17 protein-coding genes are annotated in these 24,598 nt (G+C 66.5%); 13 read left to right on the top strand and 4 right to left on the bottom strand.

The genetic code is table 11. The features are described from left to right. The first annotated feature begins 40 nt into the window (after positions 1 to 40). From ACQR1H_RS21395 to ACQR1H_RS21385, 3 genes are read left to right on the top strand one after another with little or no spacing between them, the layout of a single operon-like run. A complete protein-coding gene (locus ACQR1H_RS21395) occupies positions 41 to 535 on the top strand; it encodes a (2Fe-2S)-binding protein (protein WP_434908155.1) in 495 nt (164 codons plus the stop codon). After that, positions 532 to 1,590: an FAD binding domain-containing protein gene (locus tag ACQR1H_RS21390; protein ID WP_434908154.1), complete on the top strand. Its 1,059-nt coding sequence runs from the start codon at positions 532 to 534 to the stop codon at positions 1,588 to 1,590. Before ACQR1H_RS21395 ends, ACQR1H_RS21390 begins: the two co-directional genes overlap by 4 nt. Next, positions 1,580 to 3,844, top strand: a complete 2,265-nt coding sequence (locus ACQR1H_RS21385; protein WP_434908153.1) for a xanthine dehydrogenase family protein molybdopterin-binding subunit — start codon at positions 1,580 to 1,582, stop codon at positions 3,842 to 3,844. The genes ACQR1H_RS21390 and ACQR1H_RS21385 overlap by 11 nt, the downstream gene beginning before the upstream one ends. 81 nt (positions 3,845 to 3,925) lie before the next feature. On the opposite strand, the gene ACQR1H_RS21380 is transcribed toward ACQR1H_RS21385, so the two are convergent. Further along, positions 3,926 to 5,914 (bottom strand): methyl-accepting chemotaxis protein, encoded by a 1,989-nt coding sequence (locus ACQR1H_RS21380; protein WP_316218212.1) that lies wholly within the window; start codon positions 5,912 to 5,914, stop codon positions 3,926 to 3,928. Positions 5,915 to 6,210: 296 nt separating this feature from the next. Here ACQR1H_RS21380 and ACQR1H_RS21375 point away from each other — a divergent pair, with 296 nt between their 5' ends. The 6 genes from ACQR1H_RS21375 to ACQR1H_RS21350 all read left to right on the top strand — a co-directional run bounded on the left by ACQR1H_RS21375 (position 6,211) and on the right by ACQR1H_RS21350 (position 16,620). Beyond that, positions 6,211 to 6,522, top strand: coding sequence for a hypothetical protein (locus tag ACQR1H_RS21375; RefSeq protein ID WP_434908152.1), 312 nt, complete (start codon positions 6,211 to 6,213; stop codon positions 6,520 to 6,522). A gap of 219 nt (positions 6,523 to 6,741) precedes the next feature. Beyond that, a complete protein-coding gene (locus ACQR1H_RS21370) occupies positions 6,742 to 7,476 on the top strand; it encodes a porin family protein (protein ID WP_315801511.1) in 735 nt (244 codons plus the stop codon). Positions 7,477 to 7,719: 243 nt separating this feature from the next. Next, the gene (locus tag ACQR1H_RS21365) at positions 7,720 to 9,858 is read left to right on the top strand and encodes a methyl-accepting chemotaxis protein (RefSeq protein ID WP_434908151.1); all 2,139 of its coding nucleotides are present in this window, start codon (positions 7,720 to 7,722) and stop codon (positions 9,856 to 9,858) included. 253 nt (positions 9,859 to 10,111) lie between these two features. Continuing rightward, a complete protein-coding gene (locus ACQR1H_RS21360; RefSeq protein ID WP_434889768.1) occupies positions 10,112 to 11,170 on the top strand; it encodes an MBL fold metallo-hydrolase in 1,059 nt (352 codons plus the stop codon). A 209-nt stretch (positions 11,171 to 11,379) separates the two neighbouring features. Beyond that, positions 11,380 to 12,609, top strand: a complete 1,230-nt coding sequence (gene hemA / locus ACQR1H_RS21355; RefSeq protein WP_316218207.1) for a 5-aminolevulinate synthase — start codon at positions 11,380 to 11,382, stop codon at positions 12,607 to 12,609. Between the two features lie 501 nt (positions 12,610 to 13,110). Continuing rightward, a complete protein-coding gene (locus ACQR1H_RS21350; protein ID WP_434908150.1) occupies positions 13,111 to 16,620 on the top strand; it encodes a PAS domain-containing hybrid sensor histidine kinase/response regulator in 3,510 nt (1,169 codons plus the stop codon). A 30-nt stretch (positions 16,621 to 16,650) separates the two neighbouring features. Here the strand turns inward: ACQR1H_RS21350 and ACQR1H_RS21345 are convergent, their stop codons facing one another. After that, positions 16,651 to 17,451 carry an AraC family transcriptional regulator gene (locus ACQR1H_RS21345; protein WP_315801516.1) on the bottom strand — a complete coding sequence of 267 codons (801 nt, stop codon included), beginning with the start codon at positions 17,449 to 17,451 and terminating at the stop codon, positions 16,651 to 16,653. Between the two features lie 93 nt (positions 17,452 to 17,544). On the opposite strand from ACQR1H_RS21345, the gene ACQR1H_RS21340 reads away from it, so the two are divergent. Beyond that, entirely contained in the window at positions 17,545 to 18,096 is a 552-nt protein-coding gene (locus ACQR1H_RS21340; RefSeq protein WP_434908149.1) for a carboxymuconolactone decarboxylase family protein, read from the top strand. A 146-nt stretch (positions 18,097 to 18,242) separates the two neighbouring features. Here the strand turns inward: ACQR1H_RS21340 and ACQR1H_RS21335 are convergent, their stop codons facing one another. Next, entirely contained in the window at positions 18,243 to 19,154 is a 912-nt protein-coding gene (locus ACQR1H_RS21335) for a LysR family transcriptional regulator (protein ID WP_434908148.1), read from the bottom strand. A gap of 106 nt (positions 19,155 to 19,260) precedes the next feature. On the opposite strand from ACQR1H_RS21335, the gene ACQR1H_RS21330 reads away from it, so the two are divergent. From ACQR1H_RS21330 to ACQR1H_RS21320, 3 genes are all read left to right on the top strand, one after another. Next, the gene (locus tag ACQR1H_RS21330; RefSeq protein ID WP_434908147.1) at positions 19,261 to 20,232 is read left to right on the top strand and encodes an alpha/beta fold hydrolase; all 972 of its coding nucleotides are present in this window, start codon (positions 19,261 to 19,263) and stop codon (positions 20,230 to 20,232) included. 40 nt (positions 20,233 to 20,272) lie between these two features. Continuing rightward, positions 20,273 to 21,085 carry an alpha/beta hydrolase gene (locus ACQR1H_RS21325; protein ID WP_434864223.1) on the top strand — a complete coding sequence of 271 codons (813 nt, stop codon included), beginning with the start codon at positions 20,273 to 20,275 and terminating at the stop codon, positions 21,083 to 21,085. A gap of 229 nt (positions 21,086 to 21,314) precedes the next feature. Next, entirely contained in the window at positions 21,315 to 22,487 is a 1,173-nt protein-coding gene (locus ACQR1H_RS21320) for a hypothetical protein (RefSeq protein WP_316182206.1), read from the top strand. Here ACQR1H_RS21320 and ACQR1H_RS21315 read toward each other — a convergent pair. Next, entirely contained in the window at positions 22,481 to 24,526 is a 2,046-nt protein-coding gene (locus tag ACQR1H_RS21315) for an acyltransferase family protein (protein WP_434908146.1), read from the bottom strand. The genes ACQR1H_RS21320 and ACQR1H_RS21315 overlap by 7 nt on opposite strands. Between the last annotated feature and the right edge of the window lie 72 nt (positions 24,527 to 24,598).

Genomic DNA, 24,598 nt, shown 5'->3' with positions numbered 1-24,598 from the left:
CTGCGATCCGATTAGGCCATCGCTTCGATCGGAACAACGCATGAATTGGACTGTCAGACTCACCGTCAACGGTGAGCCGCGAACGCTTGCGCTCGACGACCCCAGGGTCACCCTGCTCGACCTCCTCCGTGAGCGCCTCCATCTCACCGGCACCAAGAAAGGCTGCGACCGCGGCCAGTGCGGCGCCTGCACCGTCCTGGTCGACGGCCGCCGCATCAACTCCTGCCTGACGCTCGCGCTCAGCCTCGACGGCACAGCCGTCACCACCATCGAGGGGCTCGCCAACGGAGACCAGCTGCACCCGGTGCAGGAGGCCTTCATCGCCCACGACGCCCTGCAATGCGGCTTCTGCACGCCCGGCCAGATCATGAGCGCGGTCGGCCTCATCAACGAAGGCCAGGCCGGCAATGATCCGGAGCGCGTGCGCGAAGGCATGAGCGGCAATCTGTGCCGCTGCAGCGCCTATGTCGGCATCGTCGAGGCCGTGCTCGACGCCCAGGCGACGCTCACCGAGGACAAGGAGCGCGCGGCATGAACCGGTTCGACTACGTGAAGCCGTCGACGGTCGCGGAGGCGATCGTAGCGGCCAGCGCGCCCGGCGCCGCCTATCTCGCTTCGGGCACCAACCTGCTCGACCTGATGAAGGGCAATGTCGTGCGGCCGGCGCGGCTGGTCGACATCTCCCAGATCAAGGAGCTGACGCGCATCGAGACGTCAGGCAATGGCGACGTCCGGATCGGCGCGCTGGTGCGCAATGCGGACCTTGCCCATGACGCAGCCTTCGCGCGCGACTTCCCGGCGGTCGCCGAAGCGCTGCTGTCGGGCGCGTCGGCGCAGCTGCGCAACGCGGCCAGCGTCGGCGGCAATCTGCTGCAGCGGACACGCTGCGCGTATTTCTATGATCCGGCCTCGGCCTGCAACAAGCGCACGCCCGGCGCAGGCTGCGACGCGCGCGGCGGCGACACCCATCAGCACGCCGTGCTCGGCTGGAGCGAGGCCTGCATCGCCACCAATCCCTCGGACTTCTGCGTGCCGCTCGCGGCGCTCGATGCGATCGTCGAGATCGAAGGCGGCTCCGGCCGGCGCGAGGTCGCGCTGGAGGCGCTGCATCTGCTCCCCGGCACCACGCCGGAGCGCGAGAGCGTGCTCGCGCCGGGCGAGATGATTGTCGCGGTCCGGCTGCCCGCGGCGGCGCGCGCGTTCGCCGGGCATGCACGCTATCTGAAGGTGCGCGAGCGCAATTCCTACGCCTTCGCCGTCGTCTCCGCCGCGGCCGGTCTCGTGATCGAGAATGGCACCATCACACACGCACGTCTGGCGCTCGGCGGCGTCGCCGCCAAGCCGTGGCGCGCCCACCAGGCCGAAGCGCTGCTCACGGGCCAGCCGGCCACGCCGCACACATTCCAGCACGCTGCCGAGATCGCGCTGCGCGATGCAAAGCCATCCGGTGACAACGCCCACAAGATCCCGCTCGCGCGCAGCCTGATCATGCGCGCGCTGGCCGCCGCAGCCGAGGGCACGCCGTCGCGCGTGCCGGCGCTGCCGGCCTCTCCCTTCTCCGCCGTTCCAGGAGCACTTCATGACGCCTGAGCTCAATCCCTCCCGCGATCCCGCCCATGTCAGACACGGCTCCAACGTCGGCCAGCCGCTATCCCGCGTCGATGGCCGCGCCAAGGTCACCGGCACCGCGCGCTACGCCGCCGACAACAATCCGCCCGGCCTGCTCTATGCCGTGCTCGCGGTCTCCAGCATTGCGCGCGGCCGTGTCGTCGCGCTCGATGTCGAAGCCACCAAGGCGCATCCCGGCGTCGTCGAGGTGATGACCTCCGCCAACCGGCCGCCGCTGCATGCCGATCCCGACGGCAAGCCGAACCCGTTCGCGTTCCGCTTCGAGGCGCTGCAGAACGACCGTGTGCGCTACGCCAACCAGCCGATCGCGCTGGTCATTGCCGAAAGCCTGGAAGCTGCGACCGAGGGCGCCGCGCTGCTGTCGCCGCGCTACGAGGCCGAGCCGGCCCGCATCGGTCTCGATGCCGCCGACGCCTATGTGCCGCCTGTCGTCGGCATGGGTTTTCCCGCCGAGAGTCATCACGGCGACGTCGAGGCCGCGCTGGCGGGCAGCGACAAGCAGATCACCGCGATCTACGAGACCCCGCCGCATTATCACAATGCAATGGAGCCGCACGCGATCGTCGCCGAGTGGCAGGGCGACAGGCTCATCATCGACACGCCGACCCAGGGCCTGGTGATGATGCGCGGCCGCCTTGCCGAGCTGTTCGGCATCGCGCCTGAGAACATCCTGATCCGCAGCCCCTATCTCGGCGGCGGCTTCGGCGGCAAGGGCCTGATGGCCGGGCCGCAGGTGCTCGGCATTCTCGCCGCCAGGATGGTCGGCCGCCCGGTGAAGCTCGTGGCGCGGCGCGAGCAGCTCTACGGCCCGTTCGGCCACCGCTCGCCGACCCGGCAGACCTTGCGCCTCGGCGCCAGCGCGGCCGGGCAGCTCGCAGGCATCCATCACCACGCCCGGATCGCGACCTCCAGCTTCGAGGACTTCTACGAATCCGCGGCGCATGTGACGCACACGCTCTATGCCGCGTCGGCGATCGCGACGACCTATGACGCGGTACGCATGGACACGGGCACGCCGCTGTTCGTGCGCGCCCCCGGAATCGCGCCGGGATCGATCGCGCTGGAGAGCGCCGTCGACGAAATGGCCGAAGCCTGCGGCCTCGATCCGCTCGCCTTCCGGGTCAAGAACTACGCCGAGGTCGAGCCGGCCACGGGCAAACCGTTCTCATCCAAGGCGCTCCGCGAGTGCTACACGCAAGGCGCCGAGCGGTTCGGCTGGTGGGAGCGGCCGCTGAAGCCGCGGATGATGCGCGACAGAGACGGCTTCCTGGTCGGCTGGGGCATGGGCACCGCGACGTTCCATGCGCTGATGTTTGCAGGCCAGGCCCGCGCGGTGATCCGGCGCGACGGCACCGGCGTGGTCGAGAGCGGCGCGCACGACATGGGCCAGGGCGCCTGGACCGCGTTCGCGCAGGTCGCGGCGGATTCTCTCGCGCTCGAGCTCGATCAGGTGACGTTCAAGGCCGGCACCTCCGACCTGCCGGATGCCGGCATCGCCGGCGGCTCGGCACATACCGCGACCGTCGGCACGGCGATCCACAATGCCGGCGCCGCCGTCATCGCCAGGCTCGCGGAGCTCGCGACCTCCGATCAGCATTCGCCGCTGTTCGGCGCCGGCAATGCCGGCGTGATCGCGCGCAACGGCCGGCTGCTCCGGCGCGACGACGAGGGCCGCGGCGAGAGCTATGCCGACATCCTCGCACGCGCCGGCCTCGACGAGGTCGAGGGCTCCGGCAGCGGCATGCCCGACCCTGCCGCCAACGAGCAATACGCGATGCATTCACATGGCGCGGTCTTCGCGGAGGTGAAGGTCGATCCCGATCTCGGCCAGGTCCGGGTGACTCGCATGGTCGGCGCATTCGCGGCAGGGCGGATCATCAACCCGAAGCTGGTGAAGAGCCAGCTCGTCGGCGGCATGATCTGGGGCATCTCGCTGGCGCTGCACGAGGAGGCGGTCACCGACCGCCGCACCGGCCGCATCATGAACGCCAATCTCGGCGAGTATCACGTGCCGGTGAGCGCCGACGTGCCGGCGATCGAGGCGTTCACGGTCGAGGAGCACGATCCGTTCGTCAATCCGCTCGGCATCAAGGGCGTCGGCGAGATCGGCATCACCGGCTCGGCCGGCGCAGTCGCCAATGCGGTGGCGCATGCGACCGGCATCCGCATCAGGCGGTTTCCGGTGCGGATCAGCGATCTGGTCTCGCGTCAATGACGTGAGCGCGGCAACGAAACCCGTTCGAAGCAATGCCTCCGTTCTCCTGACCGAGAGCGGAGGCCAGCGACCTCGCTTCGTTTACGCCGCCTGCCGCGCAAAGGTCCGCCTGAACCAAGCCAGGAACGCCTCGCGGTTCTGGCTGGCGTCGAACTCGACATGCAGCGCGTCCTTGTCGCGGGCGCGGACCCGATAGGGCACGCGGCCATCGAAGCCGCTGAACTCCATGACGCCGCGATCGCCGATGCCCGGCTCGGGGTCGAACCGGAACCAGGCGCCGCCCTCGGAAATATCCACCAGATCGGCTTTCACCACGCCCTTGCGATCGTCGACGACCTTGATCGGCAGGGTCGACTTCATCCGCGGCGACTGCCGGCGGTCGGCTTCGGCGGTCGCGGTCCTCACAGCCTTCACCAGCGTGGCGCGGAGCGAGGTCAGGCCCGTCGCCACCGAGCCGATGGCGCTGCGCACCTCGGCGGCCCGATCGTTGACCATGCCGGCATCCCTGCCGACATTGCCGATCTTGGACGACACGTCGCGCGCCGCGCTGGCCGATGACTGGACCGAGCGGCTGATCTCCTGGGTCGCCGCGTGCTGCTCCTCCATCGCCGCAGCGATCGAGGCCGCGACCTCGTCGATCTCGGAAATCTGGCTGCCGATGCCTTCGACGACGTCGACGGTGGCCTGCGTGGTGGTTTGTACCTCGCCGATCAGGCGCGAGATCTCCTCGGTCGATTTGGCGGTCTGATCCGACAGCGACTTGACCTCGGCCGCAACCACGGCAAAGCCGCGGCCGGCATCGCCGGCGCGCGCGGCCTCGATGGTGGCATTGAGCGCCAAGAGGTTGGTCTGCTCGGCAATGCCGCCGATCAGGTTGGAGACCTCGGCGATCTTGTCCACGGCCGTCGACAAGGAGAGCATCGTGTTCTTGGCCTTCTCACGCCCGGTCACCGCCGATTTGGTGATCGTGCTGGCGCGCGCCACCTGGCTCGAGATCTCGCGGATCGCCGAGCTCAGTTGCTCGGCTGCCGACGAGACCGTCTGGGCATTGGAGAGCGACTGCTCCGAGGCGGCGGCCACCGATTGCGCATCGGTCGACAGCTCCTCGGCCAGTTTCGAGAGGCCTGCGGCCACGGCCTCGACCTGGCGCGATGCGCCGGCCGCGGCTTCGACGGACGTCTCGGTCTCGCGCTCGATCACGTCGGCCATGTCGAGCATGGCGCGCTTCTTGTGCTCCTCGGCGGCCGAGCGATCGCGCTCCTGCCTGTCGCGCAGGCTCGCGTTCTCGAGCGCGTTGGTCTTGAAGATGCTCAGCGCGCCCGCCATCGCGCCGATCTCGTCGCCGCGTTCGGAATAGGAGATATCGGCCGACAGATCGCCCTCGGCGATCCGCCGCATCAGGCCGGTCATGCGCGACAGAGGACGGACGACGCCGAGCACCAGACCCGACATGCCGGCGACGACCAGGGCCAGAACGATGCCTGACACGCTCCACACGATGATGGAGATGCTGCGGTCCTGGGTCGCCGCCGTCGCCTCCATGTCCGAATTGAACTTGTTCGCCTTGTCGACCAGCGTGTCGATCACCGCGCGGTGGGCGGCGTAGGCGTCGGCCAGCCGGGCATAGGCGGCATCGGCCTTCGCCATGTCGCCGGAGCGCAGCGCCGGGATCAACTCGGCTTCCAGGGCCTGCCAGAATTTCCGGACCTCGCCGTCCGATCGTTCGACCAGCAGCGATTTCAGATCAGGCTGCAGCGCCGAGCCGGTCCAGAACGTCTTGCGATCCTCATAGTCCTTCTTCAGTTGCGCCAGCTTCGTGACATGCGTGTCGAGATCCTTCGGCGTCCGGAGTGCGAGGGTCGCCTCGAGATAGGCCTCGAGCACATATTCAGGCGGCGGCAGGATGTCGGCCACCAGATCATTGCCGAGCTTGATCTTGTCGTAGAGCGGCCCGCCGACCTTGAGCTCGCGCAGCGCAAAGGCGCTGGTCAGCACGACCGCACCGAAGCCTAGTGCGAGCACGAGGCCGAAAGCCGCAATGAACGTGGAAATGGAGAGACGCATCTTCATGGCGGCGGCACATTTCGCTGGAGCGTGGACTGCACCCGCCGTCGTCCCGCCGGAGCCCTCTCCGTTCGCTTGCATGGAGATGGTCCGTCCGGAACGACCGGCATCGAGTCGTTAATTTGATCAGCGTGCACAACCTTTTCTCAGGGAAGGTAAATTTCCGCCCCCGTAGAAATGCGGTGCAGCCCGTTTCGGCCGGGGATGCAGGCGCTCCTCCCACTCTGACCTGGCGCAAGGCGGCGGGAGGTGGATCTGCGAACATTCAAGCGTCGTTGCTGCAGGAGCCACCAGGAGCCACCATGTCGAAACCCATCCCGGACAAGGCCGAGATCGCGCTCGAATATCCCGACAAGTTCTATGCCGGCACGTTCGAGCATTCCTCGCGGTTCGAAGCCCATCTCGAATCATCCGGCCTGGCATTGACCCTGGAGCGGCCCGGCCCCGAGGACGTCCGAAAATCGATCCGCATGCATCTGCACTTTGGACTGCTCGCCGGGATTCTTCGCGAGCTCGCCGCCGACATCGCTTCGATGCCCAAGGACGACATCGTTCATCGCGAGCAGCTGCGCGACGCAGTCGCGGATCTGCATCGAGCCCTTAACGCGCCTTAACCGGTTGTGCCGCGACGGCACAGCAAGGCGCGGCGTTAACTCCCGGTTCAGCCTTCGTTAGTGCATTGCTAACTACGCCAGAACCTTTGCCCGGAGAAAGTCGGGTTGGAAGCCGGTGTGCTGCGCGAGTGACAGCATTTTACTCAAAAGCGATCTATCTCCGATCCATCGACGGCGCGCGACGCGCGAGCCTTGTTAGTTGAGTATCGGAGACCCGCCATGAAGAAGATCCTGTTCGCAACCGTTGCAGTCGCCGCGCTGGCTTCGGCCCAGTCCGCTTTCGCCGCCGATCTCGGCGCCCGGACCTACCCCTACGCCACCAAGGCGCCGCCGGCCTACGCCGCTCCGATCTACAACTGGACCGGCTTCTATCTCGGCGCCCATCTCGGCGGCGCGTTCTCCAGCGACAACAATTTCTCCGGCCTCGCCACTGGCAACAACTCCAACGGCCGCTTCCTGGGCGGCGTGCAGGTCGGCGCCGACTGGCAGTTCGCCCCGACCTGGGTGATCGGCGCGGAAGGCCAGTACAGCTGGCTGAGCGGCAGCGTCGGAGCAGCATTCCCGGGCGGCTACGCCTACACTAACAGCCAGCGCGGCCTCGGCTCGATCACCGGCCGCTTCGGCTACACCTGGGGTCCGGGCCTGCTCTACGTGAAGGGCGGCTATGCCTATTCCGACAACAACGAGAAGGTGACGTTCGCCGGAACGCCGGTCGGCTTCGCGACCAGCGGCGACCACCGCAACGGCTGGACCGTCGGCGCCGGCCTCGAATACATGTTCGCGCCCAACTGGTCGGCCAAGGCCGAGTATCAGTACTACAATTTCGGCAGCGCCACCTTCACGGCGCCCGCCGCGCTGGTCCCGACCGGCAGCTTCACCACCGACGACCACACCTTCAAGGCTGGCGTGAACTACCGCTTCAACTGGGGCGCTCCGCTCGCGGCCCGCTACTGATCCGCAGGCGTCAAATAACAACAAACGACGGGAAGGCCGGCAGCGATGCCGGCCTTTTCTGTCATAGGTTATCGAAAGCGCGGCCGAACAATCCCTTCCATCCCGTTAAATGCCGCGCGGTGAAATGCGAAAATCCGCGAAAATTCGGCACGCCCTGAGTAGTTTCCCTGATTTGTTAACCGCCGGCCCCGATACTGCCTGCAAGCAACAGCTACAAATAGTGCATATTGGGGGACACCAGAGATGGCGATTCGGTTCAGCTTCAGCAGGATGCTCGGGGCGCTGCGACCCAAATGGGGCGTCCGCGGCAGCCTGTTCGCAGCCTTCGCGGTGATCGCCGGCATGGCGATCGCGATCAGCGTCGCTGCGGGACTGATGCTGCGCCACGTCGGCGGCGCCATGGTCGAGCTCTCGGGCCGCGACATTCCGCGCCTGACCTCGAGCCTGCAACTGCTGGCGCAGAGCTCCAGCTTGGCGAGCCTCGGCCCGGCGCTGCTGCAGTCCCAGAGCGAGGACGCGCTCAACGATCGCCTGAAGAGGATGCAGGAGATCCAGAAGACCACGCAGGAGCGGCTGAGCGAGATCAGCGCGCTCGGCGCCGCGAAAAGCGTGGTGGCGCCGCTCGCCGAGACCATCAAGAACATCAACGAGGCCAATCAGAGCCTGGTGTCGGCGGCGCGCGAGCGGCTCGACGTCGCAGCCCTTCACAACAAGCAGTATGACGCCCTGCGCAAGGCGCAGGCGGACTTCACCGCCGCCGCCAACGAGCCGATGCTGGACGCGCAGACGCAGCTCAACGCCGTGCTCGGCGCGGCCGAGGTGTCGGCGGACGACGCGACGGCCGCCGCCCGCTTCGTCGAGCAGCTCGGCAACGTGATCGCATCCGGCAACCTGCTGGTGGCGCAGATGGCCGCCGCGCTCTCGGCGAACGACAGCGACACGCTGGAGACGATCGAGCGGCAGTTCAAGGAGGCGCTGGCGCAGCTCAAATCCAATCTCGAACTGCTGCCGACCGGCCGCAGCACCAAGGCGATCCACGACGCCGCGCTGAAGCTCGCCGCGCTCGGCGAGGGCAAGACCCGCGTGTTCAAGACCCGCGAGAAGGAGCTCGACGCCAACGACTACGGCCAGACCGTGCTGGAGGAGACGCGCAAGCTGAATGTCGGCCTCGACATCAGCGTGCAGCAGCTCGTCGAGGGCGTGCGCAAGTCGACCGAAGGCGCCACCGGCACGGCGGGCCGCGACATCGAGCTGGCGACGCTCGGCATGGTCGGCGCCGGCGCAGCGACGCTGCTCGGCTCGGTGCTGTTCGTCTGGCTCTATGTCGGCGGCAACATCCTGCGCCGGATCAAGCGGCTGCAGCAGGCGATGCAGACGCTGTCGAGCGGCGATCTCGACACCGAGATTGCGGCCTCGAAGCAGCGCGACGAGATCGGCGCGATGGTCGACACCCTGCAGGTGTTCCGCGACAACATGGTCCGTGCCCGCACCCTGGCCGCCGAGCAGGACCGCGAGAATGCCGCCAAGGCCGAGCGCGCCGCGCGCATGGAGGCCCAGATCGCCACGTTCGAGGCGACGGTGCGCAGCGCCCTCGGCACGCTGCAGAACTCCGCCACGGCCATGCAGGCGACCGCACAGAGCATGTCGCAGACCGCCGACCAGTCCAACTCGCTGGTCAATGCGGTCGCGGCGGCTGCCGAGGAGACCTCGGTCAACGTCCAGACCGTGTCGGCCGGCACCGAGCAATTGTCGTCGTCGATCGCGGAGATCAGCCGCCAGGTCGTGACCTCGGCCCAGATCGCCAAGAAGGCGGTCGAGGAAGCCGGCGCCACCGACTCGACGATGCAGGGGCTCGCCGACAATGCGAGCCGCGTCAGCGTCGTCGTCGACCTGATCCAGGCGATCGCCTCGCAGACCAACCTGCTCGCGCTCAACGCCACCATCGAGGCGGCGCGCGCCGGCGAGGCCGGGCGCGGCTTCGCGGTGGTCGCGCAGGAGGTGAAGAGCCTGGCGAGCCAGACCGCCAAGGCCACCGACGAGATCCGTTCGCAGATCGCGAGCATGCAGCAGGTCGCCTCGTCGGCCGTGTCGGCGATCCGCAACATCGGCGGGACCATCGCCGAGATTGACAACGTCACCACCGCGATCGCCGCCGCCGTGGAGCAGCAGGGAACCGCGACGCACGAGATAGCCCGCAACATCCAGCAGGCGGCCTCCGGCACCACCGAGGTCTCCAACAACATCACCGGCGTCTCCAGCGCCTCGGCCCAGGCCGGCACCTCCGCCAACGAGGTGCTCAGCGCCTCGGAGGCGCTGCGCCGCGAGGCGGAGACGCTGCGCGCGGAGGTCGACGCGTTCCTGACCAACATCAGGGCGGCGTAGTCGATATCGGGCCTCGCCCCTCGAGACGCCGGCCTGCGGCCGGCTCCTCAGGGTGAGGAGGCGCAGGTCGCTTTGCGGCCAACCGGGCGTGGGATCGAAGCGCCGACCCTCAACCCTCATGGTGAGGAGGCGCGCAGCGCCGTCTCGAACCATGAGGCCCGGCCTGCCGCGTCCCGGAATGCCGTCCAGCCATGCCGCTTCCATCGCGTTTTTCGGCTGGCGCTCGCCCGCGGCGGCCGTTAATCGATGAGGCATGACCAAGACAGACACCGTTCCCTCCTCCGCCGAAGCCCTGCGCTATCCCTGGGAGCAGCATCCCGGTGAGGACCAGGTCGTCGAGGTCGCGCCCGGCGTGCTGTGGCTGCGCCTGAAGCTGCCGTTCCGCCTCAACCATGTGAACATCTATCTGCTCGCCGACGGCGATGGTTGGGTCGCGGTGGACTCCGGCTTCGGCAACGAGGAGTCGATCGCCGCCTGGACGCGGCTGCTCGATGGCCCGCTGAAGCACGTGAAGATCACCCGGCTGATTGTCACGCATTCGCATCCCGACCATGTCGGGCTCGCCGGCTGGATCGTCGAGCGCTTCGCCTGCCCGCTGGTGATGTCGCAGGTCGAGTACCTGCAGTCGGTCTATCACCAGAACCGCGGCACCGAGGAGCGCCGCAATGCGCAGCGGCTGTTCTTCCGCCGCCACGGCATGGACGAAACGTTGACCGACAAGCTGCTCGGCCGCGGCCAGGAATATCTGCAGCGCGTCTCGGTGCTGCCGGCCTCCTACCGCCGCATCTCCCATGGCGACGAGATCCAGATCGGCAGCCGGCGCTTCAAGGTCATCACCGGCGGCGGTCACGCGCTCGACCAGGTCATGCTGTATTGCGCCGCCGACAAGCTGTTCCTGTCCGCGGACCAGGTGCTGAGCAAGATCTCGCCGAATGTCAGCGTCTGGGCGGTCGAGCCGGACCAGAACTCGCTCGGCGAGTATCTGGCGTCGCTGGCGAGCCTCACCACCACCCTGCCCTATGACGTGCTGGTGCTGCCCGGCCACGGCGTGCCGTTCTACGGGCTGAAGACGCGCATCAAGCAGCTCGCCGACCACCATGAGGAGCGCTGCCGGATGATCGCGGACGCCTGCCGCGACGAGACCAAGACCTCGGCGCAGCTCGTACCGGTCGTGTTCCATAAGCACGTGCTCGATGCGCATCAGATGGGCTTCGCCGCCGGCGAGCTGATCGCGCATGTCAACTACATGCTGGTCGAGGGCCGCCTGACCGCCGGCGACGCCGACGGCGTGCTGCATTATCGCACCACCTGAGGCTGCGGGGCCGCAACGCCGCCGCGTCGCCGCAATCCTGGCGCCGTTCAGCCGGGATCAGCTCCCCCTTGGACAAATCGCCCAATTCCCGCCGTGGGATTCCGGCTCGACAGCCGCTCTGGAAACGCTCTAAGAAGACCTCACGCCACGCATGCCGCGAGGTTTTCGCTTCAGGTGCTGCACTGCAGCGCGCCAGTTCGGGTTTCGTGATGGACTACAGCCAGTACTTCAGTGCCGCCCTCGGTCGCCTGCATGATGAGCGTCGCTACCGTGTCTTCGCCGATCTCGAACGCATCGCCGGCCGGTTCCCGCATGCGACCTGGCACTCGCCGAGCGGACCGCGCAATGTCGTGATCTGGTGCTCCAACGACTATCTCGGCATGGGCCAGCACCCCAGGGTGGTCGGCGCGATGGTCGAGACCGCGACCCGCGTCGGCACCGGCGCCGGCGGCACCCGCAACATCGCCGGAACTCATCATCCCCTGGTGCAGCTGGAAGCCGAGCTCGCCGACCTCCATGGCAAGGAAGCGGCGCTGCTGTTCACGTCAGGCTATGTCTCCAACCAGACCGGCATCGCCACGCTCGCCAAGCTGATCCCGGATTGCCTGATCCTGTCGGACGCGCTGAACCACAATTCGATGATCGAGGGCGTGCGCCAGTCCGGCTGCGAGCGCCAGATCTGGCGCCACAACGATCTCGCCCATCTCGAGCAGCTGCTGATCGCCGCGGGCCCGAACCGGCCGAAGCTGATCGCCTGCGAGAGCCTGTATTCGATGGACGGCGACGTCGCGCCGTTGGCTGAGATCTGCGATCTCGCCGAGCGCTACAACGCGATGACCTATGTCGACGAGGTGCATGCGGTCGGCATGTACGGCCCGCGCGGCGGCGGCATCGCCGAGCGCGACGGCGTCATGCACCGCATCGACATCCTCGAAGGCACGCTGGCCAAGGCGTTCGGCTGCCTCGGCGGCTACATCGCCGCCAAGGGCGAGATCATCGATGCCGTGCGCTCCTACGCGCCGGGCTTCATCTTCACGACCGCGCTGCCGCCGCCAATCTGCTCGGCCGCCACGGCTGCGATCAAGCACCTGAAATCGTCGAGCTGGGAGCGTGAACGCCACCAGGACCGCGCCGCGCGGGTGAAGGCGGTCCTCCACGCCGCCGGCCTGCCGGTGATGACCAACGACACCCACATCGTGCCGCTGTTCGTCGGCGATCCCGAGAAGTGCAAGCAGGCCTCCGACCTGCTGCTGGAAGAGCACGGCATCTACATCCAGCCGATCAACTACCCCACGGTCGCCAAGGGCACCGAGCGCCTGCGCATCACGCCCTCGCCCTACCACGACGACGGCCTGATCGACCGCCTGGCCGAGGCCCTGCTGCAGGTCTGGGAACGCCTGGGACTCGCGCTGCACGAGAAGCCGCTGGCGGCGGAGTGAGTTCGTAGCCCGGGTGAGCGCAGCGACACCCGGGTTCAACTCGACCGCACATGAGACCTCGGATATCGCTGCGCTCATCCGGGCTACGGCACTTCCGCTGGTCTGGCAAAGCTACCGCCCAGCACTCCGCTGCGCTCCCCTCCCCCTTGCGGGGAGGGGTCGGGGGTGGGGGTCCACGAGTCCCGCTGCCGGTGAGGAGCTGGGCTCGCGAGCTCACAACTGTAGCCTTCGAGTAGCGCGACGCGCGCGTCCCACTGAGTTAAGCGCCCGGAGACCCCCACCCCCAACCCCTCCCCGCAAGGGGGAGGGGAGCAGACCGGCCCCGCTGCGACGACATCGGCTCTCATGGGCAGGACGCGCCGCAATAGCCAACGCGCCGCCGTCCTTAACGACGCCGCTTCATTCCCGCGTCCCCTGCCACATCCCTATCGCCCCGCCCCCCGCAAAGCGCTAAGTTTGCTGCTCGTCCAGAGGGATCGATCGAGGAGTTGGCGTCAACGCATGCTGCACGACTGGGGCGTGATCCTGGCCGCGTTCGGCTACATCGGGTTCCTGTTCCTGGTCGCCAGCCGCGGCAACCGGGCCGGTGAACGGCGGCCGTCACCGCTGGCCGGGCTGATCTACCCGCTGTCGCTCGCCATCTACTGCACGTCCTGGACCTTCTTCGGCTCGGTCGGCTTCGCCTCGCGCAACAGCGTCGACTTCCTCGCGATCTATCTCGGGCCGATCCTGATGGTCGGCGCCTGCACGCCGCTGCTGCGCCGAGTCATCCGCCTTGCCAAGTCGCAGAACATCACCTCGGTCGCCGACCTGATCGGCGCCCGCTACGGCAAGAGCCAGGCGGTGGCGGCGACCGTGGCGCTGATCGCGATCATCGGCTCGGTGCCCTACATCGCGCTGCAGCTCAAGGCGGTGGCATCGTCGCTCGAGACCATCATGGTCGACGACCGCGCCTTCGCCCATATCCCGATCGTCGGCGACATGGCGCTGATGGTGACCTTGGCGATGGCGATCTTCGCGGTGCTGTTCGGCACCCGCCAGACCGACGCCACCGAGCACCAGCACGGCCTGATGCTGGCGGTCGCGACCGAATCGATCATCAAGCTGGTCGCCTTCATCGCCGCCGGCGCCTTCGTCACCTTCGTTATGTTCTCGCCGGTCGAGCTGATCGAGCGTGCGATGAAATCGCCGGAGGCCGAGCGCGCGCTGGAATACGTGCCGGGCATCGGCAGCTTCCTGACCATGACCCTGCTGTCGTTCTGCGCCGCGATGCTGCTGCCGCGCCAGTTCCATGTCAGCGTGGTCGAGAACGCCGACGATGCCGAGGTGTCGCGCGCGCGCTGGCTGTTTCCGCTCTATCTCGTCGCGATCAATCTGTTCGTGATCCCGATCGCGCTCGCCGGCCTCATCACCTTCCCGTTCGGCGCCGTCGACAGCGACATGTATGTGCTGGCGCTGCCGATCGAGGCCAATTCGCAATGGCTGTCGGTGCTGGTCTTCGTCGGCGGATTGTCGGCGGCGACCGCGATGGTGATCGTCGAATGCGTCGCGCTGTCGATCATGGTCTGCAACGACATCGTCGTGCCGCTGGTGCTGCAGCGCCAGCAGGAGCAGCGCGAGATCGGCCGCGACTTCGCCGGCTTCCTGCTCGGCACCCGCCGCATCGCGATCTTCGCCATCATGGTGATGGCCTATTTCTACTATCGCGCGCTCGGTAACACCCAGCTCGCCGCGATCGGCCTGCTGTCGTTCGCCGCCATCGCGCAGCTCGCGCCGAGCTTCTTCGGCGGCCTGTTCTGGCGGCGCGCGACCGCGCGCGGCGCGATGGGCGGCATGCTGGTCGGCTTCGCCGTCTGGCTCTACACGCTGTTCATCCCGAGCTTCCTCGACACCTCGACCGCGGGCATCCTGTTTCTTCAGCACGGCCCGTTCGGGCTCGAGGCGCTCAGGCCGCAGGCGCTGCTCGGCACCGACCTGCCGCCGCTGCTGCATGGCGTGCTGTGGAGCCTGTCGCTCAATCTGCTGACCTACATCGTGCTGTCGCTGGCGCGGCAGCCGTCGTCGATCGAGCTGTTGCAGGCCGACATCTTCGTGCCGGCCGAGCTGACGCCGAGCGCACCGAGCTTCCGCCGCTGGCGCTCGACCGTGACGGTGCAGGACATCCAGAGCACGGTCGGCCAATATCTCGGCCCCGGCCGCGCCCGCGCCTCGTTCGAGGCCTTCGCCGCCCAGCGCAACCTGCCGCTCGATCCGGCCGCGCCGGCCGATTTCGAGCTGCTGCGCCATGCCGAGCATCTGATCGCCTCCTCGATCGGCGCGGCGTCGTCGCGCCTGGTGATGTCGCTGCTCCTGCGCAAGCGCACGGTGTCGGCCAAGGCCGCGCTCAAGCTGCTCGACGATTCCCATGCCGCGCTGCATTTCAACCGCGAGATCCTGCAGACCGCGCTGAACCATGTGCGTCAGGGCATCGCGGTGTTCGACGCCGATCTGCAATTGATCTGCTCCAACGGCCAGTTCGTCGACCTGCTCGGGCTGCCGCCGGATCTGGTGCAGATCGGCAGCCCGCTGAAGGAAATCCTCGAATTCATGAGCACGATCGGCGCGCCCACCTATGAGGACGGCGAGGCGCTGCTGGCGCGCCGGCTCGCCGCCTACACCACCGAGGGCGAGCCTTATCTGGAACGCCTCGCCGACCGCCACATGGTGATCGAGGTCCGCACCAACCGCATGCCGGGTGGCGGCCTCGTCATCACCTTCACCGACGTCACGCCCTCGTTCGAGGCCGCCGAGGCACTGGAGCGCGCCAATGCGACGCTGGAAAAACGCGTCCGCGACCGCACCGAGGAGCTGACGCGGCTGAACTCGGAGCTGGCGCTGGCCAAGAGCGCCGCCGAGGACGCCAACATCTCCAAGACGCGCTTCCTTGCGGCGGCCAGCCACGACATCCTGCAGCCGCTGAACGCGGCGCGGCTCTACGTGACGAGCCTCGTCGAGCGGCAGACGGCCGGCGAGGATTCGCGCCTGGTCGAGAACATCGACGACTCGCTGGAAGCGATCGAGGAGATCCTCGGCGCGCTGCTCGACATCTCCCGGCTCGATGCCGGCGCGATGACGCCCTCGGTGTCGAGCTTCAAGATGGCCGATTTGATGCGCTCGCTGGAGATCGAGTTCGCGCCCGCCGCGCGCGCCAAGGGTCTGGAGCTGGTGTTCGTGCCGTCGTCGCTGCCGGTCGAGTCCGACCGCCTGCTGCTGCGCCGGCTGCTGCAGAACTTCATCTCCAACGCCATCAAGTACACGCCCAAGGGCCGCGTGCTGGTCGGCTGCCGCCGCCACGGCCAGTCGCTGCAGATCGGCGTCTACGACACCGGCGTCGGCATCCCCCCGGTGAAGCGCGGCGAGATCTTCAAGGAATTTCACCGCCTCGAGCAGGGCGCGCGGATCGCGCGCGGCCTCGGCCTGGGGCTGTCGATCGTCGAGCGCATCGCGCGCGTGCTCAATCACGGCATCGCGCTGGACTCGCGGCCCGGCCGCGGCTCGGTGTTCTCGGTCACGGTGCCGATTGCGAAAGCGATCAACCACACTGCCGCCGTCACCAGCGCGACGCCGCTGGCGACGACGCCGATTGCCGGCGCGCTGATCGTCTGCATCGAGAACGATCCGGCGATCCTCGACGGCATGAAGACCCTGCTGACGGCGTGGGACGCCGAGGTGATCGCCGTGCCTGATCCGGAGTCCGCGATGGAGGCGATCGCGGCGCGCGATGGCGCCGTCACCGGCCTGCTCGTCGACTACCATCTCGACCGCGGCAACGGCATCGCCGCCATCCGCGACATCCGCCGCCGCTTCAACGAGGCACTGCCCGCGATCCTGATCACCGCCGACCGCAGCCCCCACGTCCGCGCCGCTGCCCGCGACGACAACGTCGCCGTGCTCAACAAGCCGCTGAAGCCGGCGTCGCTGCGGGCGTTGTTGGGACAGTGGCGGATCCAGCAGATGGTGGCGGCGGAGTAGGAACGCCGGTCGGCGAAACGGCCGCTCGGGCTACCGCACCTCCCGCGGTGGGCGCCCCGACACCCGGCTGAACACACGCGAGAACGCCGCGGCGCTGTCGTAGCCGACCTGCGAAGCGACGCTCTTGACGGACTTGCCCTTGGCAAGCAGCTGCCGCGCCAGCGTCATGCGCCAAGCCGTCAGATAGTCGATCGGCGTTCGGCCGACGCGCGCCCGGAACAGATCGGCGAAGCGCGTGCGCGACATGCCGGCGATATCGGCGAGATCCTCGAGGCTCCACGCCCGGCCCGGCGCGTCATGGATCGCGGTCAGCGCCTTCGCCAGGCGCGGGTCAGCGAGCCCGGCGAGCACGCCGCTCTCGACCGCGCCGCTGGCGACGACGTCGCGGACGATCAGGATCAGCAGATAGTCGAACAGCCGGTCCAGCGCCGCCTGCCGACCGCCGCCATCGGCAAACCCCTCGGCGACCAGCAGGTCGCAGACCGGCGTGAGCGTCGGATGCCCGGCGAGCGGCAGCACCACGAGCTCGGGCAGTCCCTCACCGATCGGATTGCCCTCGGCGCCGCCGAGCTCGACGGTCGCGCAAACGAGATCCGCACCACGCTCGGGATCGACGACGAAGCGATGCGTCCGTCCGCGCGGAAAGAACATCAGGGTCGGCTCGTGCAGTTTCAAGTCGTCTGCGCCCGGCTGGGTCAGGGTCAGCACGCCGGCCTTGAACAGGTGCAGATGGCCCTCCGGTCCGAATTCCACGGTGTTGCAAAGGTTGCCGGAGAAGAAGGTCCGAGCCCGCGGCGTGACATGGGCAAACAGCGCGGCAAAAGGGTCCATGGGACGATCTGCAATGTTTCTGGCACCTAAAGCCACACATAGTCCGGCATGGAGGGGGCGTGCAAGCCCGCACCTCACACCAAGGATGTTCCCATGCCCCGCATTGCTCCCGTCGACACCGTCAGCGCCGATGCCGGCGTCGTCGCCACACTGTCCGCCGTGAAGGCCAAGATCGGCATGACGCCGAACCTGTTCTCGACGCTCGCGCAGTCGGGCGCCGCGCTGAACGGCTACATCGCCTTCTCCGATGCACTCGCCAAGGGCGCGCTCACCGCGAGGCAACGCGAGATCGTCGCGCTCGCGGTCGCCCAGGCCAATGGCTGCGAATATTGTCTCTCGGCCCATTCGCTGATGGGCAAGGGCGCAGGCCTCAGCCCGGACGGCCTCCGCAAGGCTCGCGAAGGCACCGCTGATGACGCCATCGACGCAGCCGTCGCCCGCCTCGCGCGCCGCGTCGTCGACACCAAGGGACAGGTCGCCGACGCCGACCTCGCCACGGCGCGCGCGGCGGGTCTCGACGATGGCCGGCTGATCGAGATCATCGCGAACGTCGCGATCAACGTGCTGACGAACTACGTCAACAACGCCGCGCACACCGACATCGACTTCCCGAAGGTCGCGCTCACCCTGCAGCCGGCTGGGTAAGGAAGCCTCCCAGACGATCCATGCCGTCGCGCACTGCATCTGACAGCGTCTGTTGACGGAGCATCCTCGAACATGGCGCGGCGGCCGGGCGCAAACCCCGGCCGCTGTCGCTTGCGAGGGTCGCAGAACATCCTTTGAGGCAAGAACTAAGGTTCTCCCCTCGCGCCCATCCGCTCCACGAGATAGTCCACGAACACGCGCACGCGCGCGGGCATGTTGGGACCGCCGACGAACACGGCGTGGAAGACTTCCCTGTCGCCGGGATTGAACGCCTCGAGCAGCGGCACCAGCCGTCCCTCTGCGATCGCGTTGCCGAGGCTGAAATCGCCGACGCGGGCGATGCCGACGCCGTCCAGCGCGAGCTCGGTCAACGTGTCGCCGCTGTTGGCTTCGACGGCGCCGCGCAGCTTCAGCGCATAGTCGACGCCGTCGCGGCGGAACGGCCACACCGGCTCGGCGCGGCGGAAGCTGAAGTTCAGGCAGTTGTGGTTGGTGAGGTCTTCCGGAGTCTGCGGCACGCCCCAGCGCGCCAGATAGTCCGGCGAGGCGACGATGGTGCGGCCATTGTCGCCGAGGCGCCGCGCGGTGAGCGCGCTGTCGGCCAGCGGACCGCCGCGAATGGCGACGTCGGCCTGGCCCGCCGCCACATCGACGAGGCCGTCGCTCAGATTGATGTCGACCAGGATGTTCGGATAGCGCCGCACGAACTCGCCGAGCAACGGCACGATGCAGATGCGGCCGTGCGACAGCGCGGCGCTGACCCGGATGCGCCCGCGCGGCGCGCCCTGATCCGCGATCGCCTGCTCGGCCTCGTCGAGATCGGCGAGGATGCGGCGGGCGGCCGCGAGATAGACCAGGCCCTCGGCGGTCAGCGTGAGCACGCGCGTGGACCGCAGCAGCAGCCGCGCGCCGAGCCGCGCCTCGATGCGGTCGAGCGTGCGGCTAACGGCCGACGGCGTCAGCCCGAGGCCCCGGCCCGCGGCCGAGAAGCTGCCGCTGTCGGCGACCGCGCAGAACACCTCGAGATCCCGAGCGCGGTCCGCGCTGGCCAGTACCATCTTTGCGTCCAGATCAAAAATCCTTGGCGTCACTACCCTCTAATACCGCGATTGGGGTTCGTCTAGCTTTGCGTGCATCAACACGATGCAACCTACGGAGACCGTCATGACCCTGCCCCGCCTGCTGCAACGAACCGCCCTCGCCGCCACCGCGCTCACGATGCTGACCAGCGCCGCCCTCGCCGACGCGACCGAGGCGCCCGGCAATTTCCCGAAGAGCTTCCGCATCCAGGAGATCCCGACCAACGGCACCACGCTCCACGTCCGCGTCGGCGGCACAGGACCCGCGGTGGTGCTGCTGCACGGCTATGGCGACACCGGCGACATGTGGGTGCCGCTCGCCGCCAAGCTCGCCGAGAACCACACCGTGATCGTGCCCGATTTGCGCGGCCTCGGCCTCTCCGCCCGCGCCGACAAGGGTTTCGAGAAGGCCAACCAGGCCGAGGACATCACCGGCGTCATGGACGCGCTGGGCGCGCGCACCGCCGAGGTCGTGGCGCACGACATCGGCAATATGGTCGCCTATGCGCTGGCAGCGCGGCATTCCGACCGCGTTACCAAGCTGGTGCTGATGGATGCGCCGGTGCCGGGCATCGGCCCGTGGGAGGAGATCCTCAAGAACCCGCTGCTGTGGCATTTCCGCTTCGGCGGCCCCGACATGGAGCGCCTGGTGGCGGGGCGCGAGCGCATCTATCTCGACCGCTTCTGGAACGAGTTCTCGGCCAACCCCGCGCATTTCCCGGAGGCCGCGCGCGTCCACTACGCGGAGCTCTATGCCGGGCCCGGGCGGATGCATGCCGGCTTCAGCCAGTTCGCCGCCTTCGATCAGGACGCCATCGACAACCGCGCCTGGCTCGCGGCGCATGGCAAGCTGACGATGCCGGTGCTGGCGATCGGCGGCGCGGCGTCCTTCGGCCCGACCATGGCGGTGGTGGCACGGGCCGGCGCTGACAACGTGCAGGAGCAGGTCATCGAAGGCTCCGGCCATTGGCTGATGGAAGAGCAGCCCACCGCGACGGTCGCTGCGATCGACGCCTTCCTCAACGGGCAGCCGGCCGCCACGCCGTCGTCGCGCTGATCCTCGCGCAACTGATCCAACGCAGCAGAAGGCGCCGATCATGTCGACCCACGCTCTCGATGATGCGATCGGCGCGGCCAACGCCGTGCAAAAGCCTGCGGTCATCTTCATCCACGGCCTGTGGCTGAAGCCCAGCTCGTGGGACCGCTGGGCCGAGTTGTTCAACGCGGCAGGCTACGCCACGCTGGCGCCCGGGTGGCCGGCGGAGATGGGCGGCGCCGCAGCGCCCGAAACGATCGGCGAGGTGGCGGCGCACTTCGCCGCGATCGCGGGCGCGCTCGACCGGCGCCCCGCCGTGATCGGCCATTCCTTCGGCGGCCTGATCGCGCAGATCCTCGCCGGCCGCGGGCTGTCGGCGGCGACGGTCGCGATCGATCCGGCGCCATTCCGCGGCGTGCTGCCGCTGCCCGTCTCGGCGCTGCGCTCCGCCTGGCCGGTCCTGCAGAACCCGCTCAATGCCAACCGCAACGTCAGTCTTACCCCCGAACAATTCCGCTACGCGTTTGCGAACTCCGTGCCGGAAGCCGAGAGCGACGCATTATACGAAACCTACCAGGCGCCTGCCCCGGGCCGACCGATCTTCCAGGCCGCGGCCGCCAACCTCAATCCCTGGACCGAGGCCCACGTCGACAGCGAGGCCGTCGAACGCGGCCCGCTGCTGATCATCTCCGGCGAGCACGACCACACCGTGCCGCCCTCGGTCGCCCGCGCCGCCTACGATCGGCAGAAGCGCAACCAGCACGCCGTCACCGAATTCGCCCAATTCCCGCAACGCGGCCACTCGCTGACCATCGACAGCGGCTGGCGCGAGGTGGCGGAAACGGCGCTGGGGTTTGTGGGGCGGTTTCTTTAGCGTTCGGCCACTCCGTACTTTAGCGGGGGTCCCACTCGACGACTACGATCTTGAGAGGGCCGGAGGAGGAACTGGCTCGAAAAACGGCGGGTTTGACCGAGTTGAAGCGAAGTCGGCGACCCAAACGCAGATCGCGGCAGTTGACACAGCCCATGGTTGAACCTTACCAGACAAAGCCTAGAAAGTTAGTTGATCCTAGATTTGAAATTTCCCGATTGGATTTGGTTTGGTGGGGCGATTTCTTTTCGTCTTGATTGTGCTTACGGGCACGCTCCTCAACGCGCAGTCACGCCCTATAGGGACTATCGGTCGGAGCGGCCCCCTTCCGCTTGCGTGCGACCAGAACATTATTGCGTTCGGAGGAAACATACGAATTACTCTTCCCGCGGCGACTGGCATCGAAGATGGATGCGATATCGTTCTCGTCAACGAAGAGTCCGAGGCCGGCAAGCTCTTGATCGACTTCCCACAAGACATCAACCCACGGCTTTATCCAAACCAGTCGGTCGGAATAACAAGCTACAAAGGTCGTTGGATTTCGACGCACAAGCCCGGTCGATACAAAGTTCCGAATGGAAGTTTGAAGATCCTCGTCGATAATGACGGCGATGATGGCAACGACGGCATCAGCAGGCCAGTGAAGTATCTCGCCACCGCCGTTCAGCTGATCCAGCAGGACCTCGACACCCGCCAATCGCTCGTAACGATCGCGCCGACCATCGGCCAGACCTTCAAAGATGACGCGGTTGCCATTAGTGGGCAGCCCCTGGGCAGCAATTTGATCGCGCTATCTCCGAACGGAAACGGAACGATAAAGCTGGTGCATGCAGCGACGTGCATTACGGCAGGCGACAATGGTGAGCTGTTTCTATGGGCGGATCAATTTGGGCCGCAGGGGCAGATCGAGATGCACTGCAATAGGGACAACAACCCGAATACACCGCAAATGCTCGCACACAACAACGGGGTTTTCGACGGCTCAGGAAAGCTCGTCTTTCACGGATCTGGCGACAAGGATATCGCTATTTCGTTTGACGGTCCAACGGCAGGCTCGTCCTTCAATGGCGGAATCCAAGTCGCCGGTCATTTCGATATCGTCTGGCGCATGGAGCAAGGCGGAGGGCGGTTTACGCTAGGCTGCAGCTCTCAAGGATGCGCCAGCATAGAGCCGATAGCGGACGAGTCGGGCGACATGCCGAGCATCAACCGATTGTTCATGGTCATCGGGAGCGAACAGCTACGTATCGGTAATTGCCCCAGGAGGGATGGCTATCGCAAGGTGGGCCCATCCATTGTCGGAGGCAACGGCCTGCTCGTGAAGTTCGGCTGCTTTATCCCGGGTACGCCCGACGGCGTGCCACTGATGACGCAGAACGGAAAAGTGTACGACTCAGCTTACTGACTACCCAAAGACCTCAAAATCAGGGGGGCTAGCTGTTGGCGCGCCAACCAGACCGAGGCGAATGGGCGGAGGTGAACCGTATCAGCCGTGATCAGCCCTTCGCGACGGTTATCTCCGAGGAAAGCAAGGCACCCCTCTGCGCTACAGAACGCTTGCATTTCGTCCACGAAGTCGAAGGGCTCGTCGCGCTTCAGCTGCGATTGAAACTTTTTGGTGAACGACATCAACTCGTCATCGAGGTGACCCGGTATATACCGCGGGGTCGACTTCCAATACTCATCCAGAATGATCTTGTGCAGAAAGCGCTTCCAATGCGGTCGCTGACCAAGCACGAGCACCTTCTTGACGCCATACCCCTTCACCATCATCGAAAACTTGCGGATGTACTCGATGTCGAACGAGTTGTTCGATGAAAGCAACAGAACATCGGGCGGATCGATCGCAATCCGACGCAGCGCAAAGTAGTTAGCCATGTTACAGTGGTGAGTCTCTATGATGTGCTCGATAATTGGACTGACTTGGCAGCCCGAACTGTGGATCAGCAACACCGACACATCTTTCGGAAGAACTTCATTGAGCCCGTAATATAGGTCCGCAGCATTGGAATCTCCGATAATGAGCACACTCTTATCGGAGTGCCGCATATAGCAACTGGGATCGATGGCCTTTCTTGGCGCGAGCGTAGGGACCGGACTATCCCAGGCGTAAAAGTTACAGCGGTTCTGCATGATATCCTGAGCCTCGGCCTGGATCAGCGGCGACCCGCCATAAAAATACGCCGCATATTCACGCTTGTCCTCGTCGTTGATCCGGCCCGGGAAACCCTGCATCGCGACATCGAGGAGCCCAAATGCGCCGATGGCGATCATCGCCATTGCTAGCCCTGGCACCATCCAGACTCGCAGCTCGCCAGACCGGATGGGCTTCTCGAGAAACTGATAGGTGCCCCACGCAAGCCCGACTGACGCACCGACCAACAACGTGATGACGGCTTGCGGGGGCGGCGAGGCTCCATAGTGGATGCGCACAAAAGTCAGCAGCGGCCAGTGCCACAGATACAATGGATAGCTGATCAGACCGATCCAGACCATGACCGGATTTGAGAGGAGCACCCGGTTGAGCCAAGCTCCCGGCCCGGCGAGGATGACCAGGTAACTTCCGAGGACCGGCATTAGCGCCCACCAGCCTGGGAACTCCTGCCGGCGCGTGATCACGAGGACGGACGCAGCAATCAGCGCGATAGCCGCCACCGAAACAAAGTCGCGATAAATCTTCTTCTCGTTCACCCCCCCGCGCTCGAAGAGAACGGACGCTATGACCGTCGCGAGGCCATTTTCGACCCAGACCGCCGCCCGTGGCGTTGAAAATGCCAGATAGGCCAGAATGCTGCCCGTTGAAAGCTCCCAGAAGCGGGCTCCCGGAGAATAGAATGCGGCGACGGGGTTCGATGGCGTAGCCTTGATGTTGTAGATAAATGAAGCTGCAAACATTGCGACAAAAACCGTGAACAGGTTCAGGCGCAGCCGCCAGGCAATCCAGATCAGCGCCGGCCACAGGAGATAGAACTGCTCCTCGATGCCAAGCGACCAGAGATGCAGAAGGATTTTGGTGTCTGCCGCGACGTCGAAATAGTTGGCTTCCTGCGACAGAGCAAAGTTGGAAACAAAGCCCGCGCCAGCGGCCACATGCTTACCGAGCAGACGGAAATCGTCTGGCAGTAGCAGAAGCGCGCCCGCTGCTAACGATGCGGTTAGCACGAGCGCGAGCGCGGGAAATATCCGTTTGATCCGCCGGGCGTAGAAGACCTGAAAGCTGAATGTGCCACTTTCCAGCCCGCCGAGAATAATTGATGTGATAAGGAAGCCCGATATCACGAAGAAGATGTCGACACCGACAAAGCCGCTTCGGAGCGTGCCAGGGAAGGCGTGAAAGGCGACCACGGAGAGAACGGCGACAGCTCTCAATCCGTCTATGTCTGGCCGGTAGAGAGGCCCATGGACGGCGTCCCTGGCGTGGCGCACCTCGGCTGGTGAATGCATAACGACCCGCTCTCTTCCGCACGCGCCCAAATACTTCCGGCGCGAGCAAACTCATTAATCTGCAATTTTTTG

The sequence above is a fragment of the Bradyrhizobium sp. HKCCYLRH2015 genome (assembly GCF_051168215.1).
GTDB lineage: Bacteria > Pseudomonadota > Alphaproteobacteria > Rhizobiales > Xanthobacteraceae > Bradyrhizobium.
The sequence above is the reverse complement of the archived record's forward strand: the minus strand, read 5'-3'. Positions and strand labels throughout refer to the sequence as shown.

Bases quoted from the DNA above. Each gene is read 5' to 3' on its own strand.
- ACQR1H_RS21380 (WP_316218212.1), bottom strand. From the start codon at position 5,914: ATGAAGATGCGTCTCTCCATTTCCACGTTCATTGCGGCTTTCGGCCTC.
- ACQR1H_RS21350 (WP_434908150.1), top strand. From the start codon at position 13,111: ATGCTGCACGACTGGGGCGTGATCCTGGCCGCGTTCGGCTACATCGGG.
- ACQR1H_RS21335 (WP_434908148.1), bottom strand. From the start codon at position 19,154: ATGGTACTGGCCAGCGCGGACCGCGCTCGGGATCTCGAGGTGTTCTGC.
- ACQR1H_RS21325 (WP_434864223.1), top strand. From the start codon at position 20,273: ATGTCGACCCACGCTCTCGATGATGCGATCGGCGCGGCCAACGCCGTG.
- ACQR1H_RS21315 (WP_434908146.1), bottom strand. From the start codon at position 24,526: ATGCATTCACCAGCCGAGGTGCGCCACGCCAGGGACGCCGTCCATGGG.
- ACQR1H_RS21370 (WP_315801511.1), top strand. From the start codon at position 6,742: ATGAAGAAGATCCTGTTCGCAACCGTTGCAGTCGCCGCGCTGGCTTCG.
- ACQR1H_RS21375 (WP_434908152.1), top strand. From the start codon at position 6,211: ATGTCGAAACCCATCCCGGACAAGGCCGAGATCGCGCTCGAATATCCC.
- ACQR1H_RS21390 (WP_434908154.1), top strand. From the start codon at position 532: ATGAACCGGTTCGACTACGTGAAGCCGTCGACGGTCGCGGAGGCGATC.
- hemA (WP_316218207.1), top strand. From the start codon at position 11,380: ATGGACTACAGCCAGTACTTCAGTGCCGCCCTCGGTCGCCTGCATGAT.
- ACQR1H_RS21365 (WP_434908151.1), top strand. From the start codon at position 7,720: ATGGCGATTCGGTTCAGCTTCAGCAGGATGCTCGGGGCGCTGCGACCC.
- ACQR1H_RS21330 (WP_434908147.1), top strand. From the start codon at position 19,261: ATGACCCTGCCCCGCCTGCTGCAACGAACCGCCCTCGCCGCCACCGCG.
- ACQR1H_RS21340 (WP_434908149.1), top strand. From the start codon at position 17,545: ATGCCCCGCATTGCTCCCGTCGACACCGTCAGCGCCGATGCCGGCGTC.
- ACQR1H_RS21360 (WP_434889768.1), top strand. From the start codon at position 10,112: ATGACCAAGACAGACACCGTTCCCTCCTCCGCCGAAGCCCTGCGCTAT.
- ACQR1H_RS21345 (WP_315801516.1), bottom strand. From the start codon at position 17,451: ATGGACCCTTTTGCCGCGCTGTTTGCCCATGTCACGCCGCGGGCTCGG.
- ACQR1H_RS21385 (WP_434908153.1), top strand. From the start codon at position 1,580: ATGACGCCTGAGCTCAATCCCTCCCGCGATCCCGCCCATGTCAGACAC.
- ACQR1H_RS21395 (WP_434908155.1), top strand. From the start codon at position 41: ATGAATTGGACTGTCAGACTCACCGTCAACGGTGAGCCGCGAACGCTT.